Origin of the sequence: Vibrio sp. 10N.222.54.A3 (assembly GCF_041474095.1) — a bacterium.
GTDB lineage: Bacteria > Pseudomonadota > Gammaproteobacteria > Enterobacterales > Vibrionaceae > Vibrio > Vibrio crassostreae_C.
In genome coordinates this window covers 1-9,147 of sequence record NZ_JBFRTN010000127.1, presented here as the reverse complement: position 1 = coordinate 9,147, position 9,147 = coordinate 1, and the positions used below count along the sequence as shown (strand labels likewise).

Sequence of the window (9,147 nt, the reverse complement as noted above, 5' to 3'; positions counted from 1 at the left end):
ATTCGTATGCGTTTTGGTAAGGTGAATGAGCAAGTATTTACTTGGTCTGGTATGCCAAACAGCGTTATCTCTGCAGGTATTTGGTTGAATGGTCTAGCAATCATCGCATCGGGTATCTTCGGCTTTGATATGACAACGACGATTGTCCTAACGGGTCTGGTTGTACTAGTAATGTCAGTAACAGGCGGCTCTTGGGCGGTAATCGCATCTGACTTTATGCAGATGGTTATCATCATGGCGGTAACGGTGACGTGTGCTGTGGTTGCGATTTACCACGGTGGCGGCGTTACGCAGATCGTTAACGACTTCCCAACAGATTCATTCATTACGGGTGATAACCTGAACTACATGAGCATCTTCAGCATCTGGGCTGTGTTCATCTTCTTAAAGCAGTTCAGCATCACCAACAACATGCTTAACTCTTACCGCTACCTTGCTGCGAAAGATTCAAATAACGCACGTAAAGCAGCTCTACTTGCTTGTGTACTAATGACGCTTGGTCCAATCATCTGGTTCATGCCTTCTTGGTTCATGGCAGGTCAAGGTGTTGATTTAGCAGCAGCTTACCCAGAAGCTGGCAGCAAAGCCGCTGACTTCGCTTACCTTTACTTCGTTCAAGAATACATGCCTGCAGGTATGGTTGGCCTTCTGATTGCCGCTATGTTCGCGGCAACAATGTCTTCAATGGACTCAGGTCTAAACCGTAACTCAGGTATCTTCGTTAAGAACTTCTACGAGCCGATTCTTCGTCCTAAAGCGACAGAGAAAGAGCTAATGGTTGTTTCTAAACTAACGTCTACCTTCTTCGGTATCGCGATCATCTTGGTTGCTCTGTTCATCAACTCTCTTAAAGGTCTGAGCCTTTTCGACACCATGATGTACGTGGGCGCATTGATCGGCTTCCCAATGACAATTCCAGCATTCTGTGGCTTCTTCATCCGTAAAACACCGGATTGGGCAGGTTGGGGCACGCTAGTTGTAGGTGGTGTGGTTTCTTACTTCGTTGGTTTCGTTATCACTGCGGACATGATTCAAAACTGGTTCGGTCTAAATGAACTAACTGGCCGTGAGTGGGCTGACCTGAAAGTGGCTATCGGCCTTATCGGTCACATCATATTTACTGCTGGCTTCTTTGTTCTTTCAACACTGTTCTACAAGCCTCTTGCTGAGCACCGTGAGAAAGACGTAGACAAGTTCTTCAACAACCTAGCGACGCCACTAGTTGCTGAAAGTAATGAACAGAAGAAACTGGATAACAAGCAACGTCGTATGTTGGGTTCACTTATCGCGGTAGCGGGTGTGGGCGTAATGACTATGTTCGTACTGCCAAACCCAATGTGGGGACGCATGGTATTCGTTCTGTGTGGCTTGATTGTGTTCTCTGTTGGTCTGTTACTTGTTAAAGCAGTCGATGACAAAGTCGAGCAACAAGACGAAGTGACTCCAGCCGAAGGCTAATTTAATACGCATCCTAAATAACATCACGGCCACCTGAACGGGTGGTCGTCATTTTTATAATCCAAACTTTAATGTGAGATGTACGATGAACAAAAAACTATTATCGGTAAGCATTATTAGCGCGTTCACACTCGCTTTTGCAACAGGCTGTACAACACAAGAAAAAACAGCACCCGTAGTCAGTGTCGCTGAACAAGCTACGCCTGCTGTTAGCGAAATTGACCGTAGTTACCTATTGAGCAGTGACCGCTTAACAGAGGTAGATGGCGACACTTTAGCCGTTGCTTCGGAAGAGCAAGTGGCTGCGCTTAAAGCACAATTTGAAAACCTAAAAGATGGCGACGAAGTGGTTATCCCTGCCGGTAAATACGCGAACTTAGGTCAAGTGACGATCACGGCGAATGACATCACTATCAAGGCAGAGCAAGCAGGTTCTGCGTGGATCACGGGGTTGATTCAGTTTGAACTGAAAGGCGATGACATCACGCTTGATGGCTTGGTATTTACTGAAGGCGGCCCTAAAGAACGCTTTGGTGCAGTTCGTATGATGGGTAATGGCAATACGCTTCAAAACTCAACATTCTACTACTTCAACCACGATTACACGTACGAGCCAGACGAGCGTCGTTCTGAGTATCCAAAGTACCTATGGGTTTCTCTATGGGGTAAAGACGGCAAAGTCATCAACAACCGCTTCGAAGGTAAGCAAAAACGCGGCACTTTGATTGGTGTGCAAAAAGATGACACGGCTGATAACCACCTGATCGCAAATAACATCTTCATGGACCAAAAGCCTAACCAGTTCAACGAATTCGACATTAAAGAAGCGATTCGTTACAACGGCAACAGCTGGGAAGCGATCCGTATTGGTGATTCTAAAGCTTCACAGTGGGATTCAAGTTCTAAGTTCGTGAACAACCTAATGATCGATATGGATGGTGAGCGTGAGCTTATCTCGATTAAGTCGGGCGACAACACGATCTCAGGTAATACTATTTTCCAAAGCACCGCGCTTATTTCACTGCGTCACGGAAAAGGCAACACAGTTGAGAACAACATGATTCTTGGCAATGGAAAGCGCCTAACGGGCGGCGTCCGTATCTACGATGAAGATCATGTGATTCGTAACAACTACATTGCAAACACTCGAGGCCGCGATGGCTTGATTGAAGGCAACGCTGACCTACGTGGCGGCATTGTTATTAACACAGGCATCATCGACGTAGCGAATGGTGAGCAGCTAGATCAATCGGTGAAAGGCAAAGAGCTTAACAAGCAGTGGACACCGAAAAACATCACCATTGAGAACAACTCTCTAGTCGATACTGAGTGGGGCATTGTTTACGGCAACCAAAGCCACCGTGTAAGTTTGTTTGACAACGCAGAAGTGGAAGGCATTTATGCGGGCGTTGATGTGGCGTTTAAACACAACGTGGTTGATAACTCGCAGTCACCTGAGTTTGTAAGTGTACGTGCAACGCAAGACTTCCCATTAGTTGGCGCAACTTACACAGACGAAACTTACGTGGGTCAAGTGACGGATTCTGAACTGATCGAAGGCTACTCGGTTGAGCTACCAAAAGTTGTTGTAGAAAACGGCATGAACGCTTATCAAGGTGAAGGCGCAGACGTGTCTAAACTTGCGGTCGTGACGGCTGAAACAGCGGGTCCAGACTACGTGCTTGAGAATACGACTAAGTAATTTATTAGTTAATGGCTAATGGCTAATGGTTTAAGCTATCAAATCAATTCACGATAGCAGTCCTGACCATAACACTTAAAAGCCTCAACGGATAATGTCTGTTGAGGCTTTCTCGATCTTAGGTCGTGACCATTTTAATCTTACGTCGCGACTATTGTGATTTATACTTATGCAGCAGATCCCAAGGGATATGACATAAGTGGTGATCTTCAGGGAAGTGACTTAAGTGATGCTGATGGATGTCGTCGCTGGCAACATAATTGGTCAATGGTAATACTTCAACAGCGATACGGTCGGCATCATCTCTTGAAGAAATATAGTGCTTAGCTTCGATTAAGTGTTCTGCATTAGTGCTGTAAACGCCTGTGCGGTATTTCTCTCCGACATCGACACCTTGTTTATTCACGCTGTAAGGGTCGATAATCTCAAACAATTGTTCCATCAGAATCGTTACTGACGTGATGCTTGGATCAAACTCTATTTGTACGCACTCTGCGTAGCCATTGTAATCGCTTTGTGTGCCGTCGCTTTGTGTCGTTTTGTTCTCTGTTGGCTGGGCGCTTCCATTAGCACGGCCTGCTTCTGTGCTGATAACACCAGGAACGTACTTAATAAATTCTTGTACACCCCACAAGCAGCCGCCAGCTAAATAAATTTGTTCCATACTTCTCTTTGAGCTCTCTGTGTTTGTTGATGTTCGTTAGGTACCCGAATCAATACGATGATACCCGTACGTATAAAAAAGCGTCTATAAAAATGAGCGCGCAAATAAAAACAAGCGTTTAGGCATTGTAAACCTGTGCGACTGAACAAACATAAGTTTAATATGATTTGTGATTATATAAGTCAGTATTGCTTTGTCATCAACTCGAATCTCAACATCAAGTGAGCGTTACTCTAAACATGTTTGATCAAATAAAAGACTTCATTAATCCGAGCAAGAACCCAGACTTGACTCAGGCTCATGAATATCAGCGCAAGCATCTTCCTACATTGTGGCTGTTGGGCAAAACGGGGGCGGGCAAGTCATCGTTTATTCAAGCGGTCACGGGCGACTCTTCTGTAGAAGTGGGCAATGGTTTTGCGCCTTGTACCATGACGGCGATGTCGTATGAGTTTCCGCAAGACAAACCCGTGATGAGGTTTCTTGATACCAGAGGACTCAGCGAAGCGAATTACGATGCGAAAGAGGATTTGGAAGAGATTGGTCAGGCAGGTAATGCGTTAGTCGTTGTAATGAAAGCCGACGAACCTGAACAATCCGCTGTGCTTACGGCTCTAAAACAGATTAAGAAACAGAAGAAGATTAAACACTTGTTGCTGCTTCATACGGCGGTATTGTCTTCCAGTGAACCAGATCGAGCAAGGCAAATTCAGTTCAACAGCAACCAAGTAGAGAAGGCTTGGGGTAAAGAGTTTGAATCGGTAGCGGTCGATTTCGAAACGGATGACAACGCTATGTCTAACAGCGAAGCGGTTTACAACTATGACATCTTGTTAGAAAAGCTGAGCAGTATTCTTCCGGTGATAGGAATGATGGTGCAAGACAAAGAACATTCCACGCAAGAAGAAGCCAACTTTGATCAAGTAGAAAACGAAGTGCTTTGGTATGCAGGAAGTGCCGCAGCGAGTGACCTGATTCCGGGTGTTGGTTTGGTGTCGGTACCTGCGATTCAAGCCAAAATGCTTCACAGCTTGGCCAATCAATATGGGGTCGAATGGAATAAGAGAGTCTTTAGTGAGTTGATAGGCACTCTGGGAAGCAGCTTTGCTTTGCAATACGGAATGAAGCTGGGCACTCGACAGTTGATAAAGCTGATTCCAGTTTATGGTCAAACGGTAGGTGCGATGGCTGCAGCGGCAATGAGTTTCGGCACCTCTTATGGTTTAGGTCGCGCGGCTTGTTTTTACTTCTATCATAAGAACAAAGGTGAAGAAGTGTCTGAACAAGAGATGCAGAAGATCTACAAAGAATCTCTGAAAAAAGGAAAGGCGGCGTCGGGTTATGAAGAAAATTAGAAACCTATTTCGATTACTGGCGGTGCTATCGAGCGGACGCTGGGGCATTGCCCTGATTTCGGCGATCTTCCCAAGCATTATCATGATGGGTTTTGGTGTCTTCTTGGCGATCAAATACGGTTATCTACTCGAAATGTCGATTGCCATTGCCGTGAGTACCTTGGTGTTCACCATTCCTTTATTCATTTCTAGCCGTTCTTCAAGCCGCTCTTCAAATAAAGAGTCTTTCTCGAATAAAGAGAGTGGCGGCCTTGGCGAGGATACTGCTGAAGCTGAATCACAGCATAAAAAAGCTGATATCAACGATGCATTGGTTAAGGCTTCGGCTGATTGGTCTCAAAAAGAACTGTCAATCTGGAATGATTCAAAACACCATGTACGCCAACAATTAATGGTCGACATAGAGTGGGGTAACCTAGACCAAACCGGTTTAGAGGTACTTGAATTTGTTGCGAAAAAGTTTGATAAGAAATCACTCGATTTTTCGATTCCTGAAGGGCTAAAGCTGTTCGAAGAGGTCAGCCGACGCTACAAATTGGTAGTGCGAGAGCATATCCCCGGCATTGAGTATCTCAAGGTTTCTTACATCAAAGCGGGCTACGAAGCCTACGATAAATACGGTGAGCTAGGACAGAAGATCTTCAAAGCGGCTATTTGGGGTAACCACCTTAAAAACTTGTATTTGAATCCACTCAAGGTGATTTCTGATTTAGGACGAGAACAAGCGACAGCAACGATGACAAGGGGTGTGGTTGATGACATGCAATACGCCGCCAAACAAGCCTTGTTAGATGAAGTGGCTGCGGTGGCGATTGACCTCTACAGCGGACGTTTCAGCATTGAAGATGAGGCACTTAAAGTGTCTGATGTTTCTGAACTCGACGAACAACGCTTTGCTCCAGAGCTAGAGCCTGTGCGAATCGTGCTGGTGGGACAAACCAGTTCGGGTAAATCTTCACTTATCAATGCACTCAAGCAAGAGTTGGTTGCAGAAGTGGATGTACTGCCATCAACGGACACTTCAACGGTTTACAACGCGTTTGTCGACGATAATGATGTTCGTGTTGTTGATCTTCAAGGGCTTGATGGCAACCCTAAAACCGAAGCCTTAATGCTGAAAGAGATGACCCAAGCCGATGTGGTGCTATGGGTGCTTAAAGCCAATCAGTCTGCGCGTGATTTGGATAAGCAGTTGAAAGATAGATTTGATGCTTTCTATGATGATCCTAAGAACATATCACGCAAAAAGCCGATAGTTGTCTCGGTTGTTAATCAGGTAGACCGATTAAAACCTGTAGACGACTGGCAGCCACCGTATGACTTAGATAACCCTACATCGGCCAAAGCGAAGATCATTGCTCAAGCGCTCGAATATAACCAAACACTGCTGCTGCCGGACATTGCTTTGCCGCTGGCGATTGCGCCAGACAAGGTACAGTTTGGTTTAGATACTTTAAGGCAGACGTTGATCGAGCGTATCGCTGACGCAAATAACGTGCAGAGAAACCGCCAACGTTTAGAAGCCATGAAAAGAGGCACGTCAGTTAAAGGTCAACTGAATAAAGCAGTCAAAGTGGGTAAGAAGGTGGCACCCAGCGCATTGAAAGCGGCGACACCAAAACTGGCTGAAATGGCCATCAAGCAAGCCGTGAAGAAGAAGTAAGTCATTCACTGCGAATACGGTTCTGGTGAGGTTTGAGCCTCATCAGAATTTATCTTTTCTAGATCGGCGAGTTTTGGATCTTGGCTTTATTAGATGATGGCTTTTTTAGAAAACAGCTATCTTCGCCCCTTATTAGAGAGGTGTTGATTTCAAAAGGGATTTGATATTATTAAGGTTCTCGCTGAACTAGTTTAATAGTATATAAACAGCTGTGATTCACATTTTATATAACACGCTATCGTATTTAATCATCATTCTAAATATTGATCACATTTATACTTTTTTAAGCTGTATTTATAAAACAATTGCACTATATTTAAACTTCGGATCATCTTGATTTCAACGTAGGGATATATTGTGAACATGTATCTGAAATGGCAATCAACAACATGGCTAACCTTGTTAGCTTGGTATACCTTAGATCACCAACTCTCGTTCCACCTTTCTTCAGAGTAGTACCCTCTAGGCGTCACGCGCCAGCAAAGCAGCGAGCTTTGTTTACCTATCAGCAGCTTTGATAACCTTTGAACGTATGAATGTCGCACTTATTATTCCGTGTAGGGTATTCGTTTTTTGTCGTTCTCGCTAATTATCTTAGCCTCTGTTTAGGTTTGATTAATAAGTCATTATTTAATTTGTTTATTTTCACTGTTAATTTTCTGTGTATCTTTATACGGAACTATTAATTTAATAGTGAGGACTCGTGACATCTAAAGAAAATACATTTCGACCTGATCGGAATGTATTGAAAGGTATTATTATGGAAAACTTCAAACATCTACCAGAACCGTTTCGTATTCGTGTTGTAGAGCCAGTAAAAAGAACAACTCGCGCCTATCGTGAACAAGCCATTGTCGACGCGGGCATGAACCCATTTTTGCTCGACAGTGATGATGTGTTTATCGACTTACTGACGGACAGCGGAACAGGATCTATCACTCAGCGTATGCAAGCCGCGATGTTAATGGGTGATGAAGCTTACAGTGGTAGCCGCAGTTACTACGCATTGTCGAATGCGGTTAAGGATATCTTCGGTTACGAGTTGACGATTCCAACACACCAAGGACGCGGTGCAGAGCAGATCTACATTCCGGTTCTTATTAAGAAGCGTGAAATGGAGAAAGGGCTCGAACGCAGCAAAATGGTCGCCTTGTCGAACTACTTCTTCGATACAACACAAGGCCACACCCAAGTGAATTGCTGTGTGGCGAAGAACGTTTATACCAAAGAAGCGTTCGATACCTCAGTGAACGCGGATTTCAAAGGCAACTTCGATGTGGTGAAGCTGGAAGAAGCGATCTTAGAAGCGGGCGCAGCCAATGTTCCCTACATTGTGAGCACCATTACTTGTAACTCTGCTGGTGGACAGCCAGTGTCTATCGCCAATCTAAAAGCCGTGTATGAAATCGCTCAGAAGTACGATATTCCTGTGATCATGGACTCGGCACGCTACGCAGAAAATGCCTACTTCATTCAACAACGTGAAGCGGGTTATCAGGATTGGACAATCGAACAGATCACGCGTGAGTCTTACAAATACGCGGATGGTTTAGCTATGTCTGCCAAGAAAGATGCCATGGTGCAAATGGGCGGCTTGTTGTGCTTTAAAGACGACGCTTTCATGGATGTGTACACAGAGTGTCGAACCTTGTGTGTGGTGCAAGAGGGCTTCCCAACCTATGGTGGCTTAGAAGGTGGCGCGATGGAGCGTCTTGCGGTTGGCCTTTATGACGGCATGCGCCAAGATTGGTTAGAGTACCGTATTGGCCAGGTTCAATACCTTGTTGATGGCTTAGAAGCGATGGGCGTCGTGTGCCAGCAAGCAGGCGGTCATGCTGCGTTTGTCGATGCGGGTAAATTGCTGCCTCATATCCCGGCTGGTCAGTTTCCCGCACATGCTTTGGCGTGCGAACTCTATAAAGTCGCGGGTATCAGAGCGGTTGAGATTGGGTCTTTGCTGCAAGGACGCGACCCAGCAACAGGTGAACAACACCCATGTCCTGCTGAGTTGTTGCGCCTTACCATTCCTCGCGCGACCTACACACAAACACACATGGACTTCATTATCGAAGCATTCGAAAAAGTGAAAGAGAATGCAGGACAAGTGAAAGGGCTCGATTTTACCTACGAGCCGCCGGTGTTAAGACACTTCACTGCGCGCTTGAAAGAGGTAGAGACCAGCGAGAAACAAACAGAAAAAAAGAACGAACAAACGCTCGAAGAAGCATTTTAAAATAAAAACATAAGCGAATAGTCACTAGAACCCTAATCAAAGGCTCCCTCGGGCTGTCTCTTGATCACAAGT

6 protein-coding genes are annotated in these 9,147 nt (G+C 45.2%); 5 read left to right on the top strand and 1 reads right to left on the bottom strand.

Annotated features, from left to right (window positions below; all coding sequences use genetic code 11):
* Together AB4507_RS21175 and AB4507_RS21170 are read left to right on the top strand one after the other, a co-directional pair.
* Window positions 1-1,458, top strand: a 1,458-nt coding sequence (locus AB4507_RS21175; RefSeq protein ID WP_372183292.1) for a sodium:solute symporter family transporter, incomplete at its 5' end; no start/stop codon positions are given.
* Between the two features lie 85 nt (window positions 1,459-1,543).
* Window positions 1,544-3,160, top strand: a complete 1,617-nt coding sequence (locus tag AB4507_RS21170) for a polysaccharide lyase 6 family protein (protein WP_372183290.1) — start codon at window positions 1,544-1,546, stop codon at window positions 3,158-3,160.
* A gap of 151 nt (window positions 3,161-3,311) precedes the next feature.
* On the opposite strand, the gene AB4507_RS21165 is transcribed toward AB4507_RS21170, so the two are convergent.
* A complete protein-coding gene (locus AB4507_RS21165) occupies window positions 3,312-3,824 on the bottom strand; it encodes a peptide-methionine (S)-S-oxide reductase (protein WP_372183289.1) in 513 nt (170 codons plus the stop codon).
* Between the two features lie 239 nt (window positions 3,825-4,063).
* On the opposite strand from AB4507_RS21165, the gene AB4507_RS21160 reads away from it, so the two are divergent.
* The 3 genes from AB4507_RS21160 (at window position 4,064) to tnaA (ending at window position 9,075) form a co-directional block, all read left to right on the top strand.
* A complete protein-coding gene (locus tag AB4507_RS21160; protein WP_372183287.1) occupies window positions 4,064-5,179 on the top strand; it encodes a YcjF family protein in 1,116 nt (371 codons plus the stop codon).
* Window positions 5,166-6,842: a GTPase family protein gene (locus AB4507_RS21155; RefSeq protein ID WP_372183285.1), complete on the top strand. Its 1,677-nt coding sequence runs from the start codon at window positions 5,166-5,168 to the stop codon at window positions 6,840-6,842. Before AB4507_RS21160 ends, AB4507_RS21155 begins: the two co-directional genes overlap by 14 nt.
* Window positions 6,843-7,602: 760 nt before the next feature.
* On the top strand, window positions 7,603-9,075 hold the full coding sequence (gene tnaA, locus AB4507_RS21150; RefSeq protein ID WP_372183283.1) for a tryptophanase: 1,473 nt from the start codon (window positions 7,603-7,605) through the stop codon (window positions 9,073-9,075).
* The last annotated feature ends 72 nt before the right edge of the window (window positions 9,076-9,147 follow it).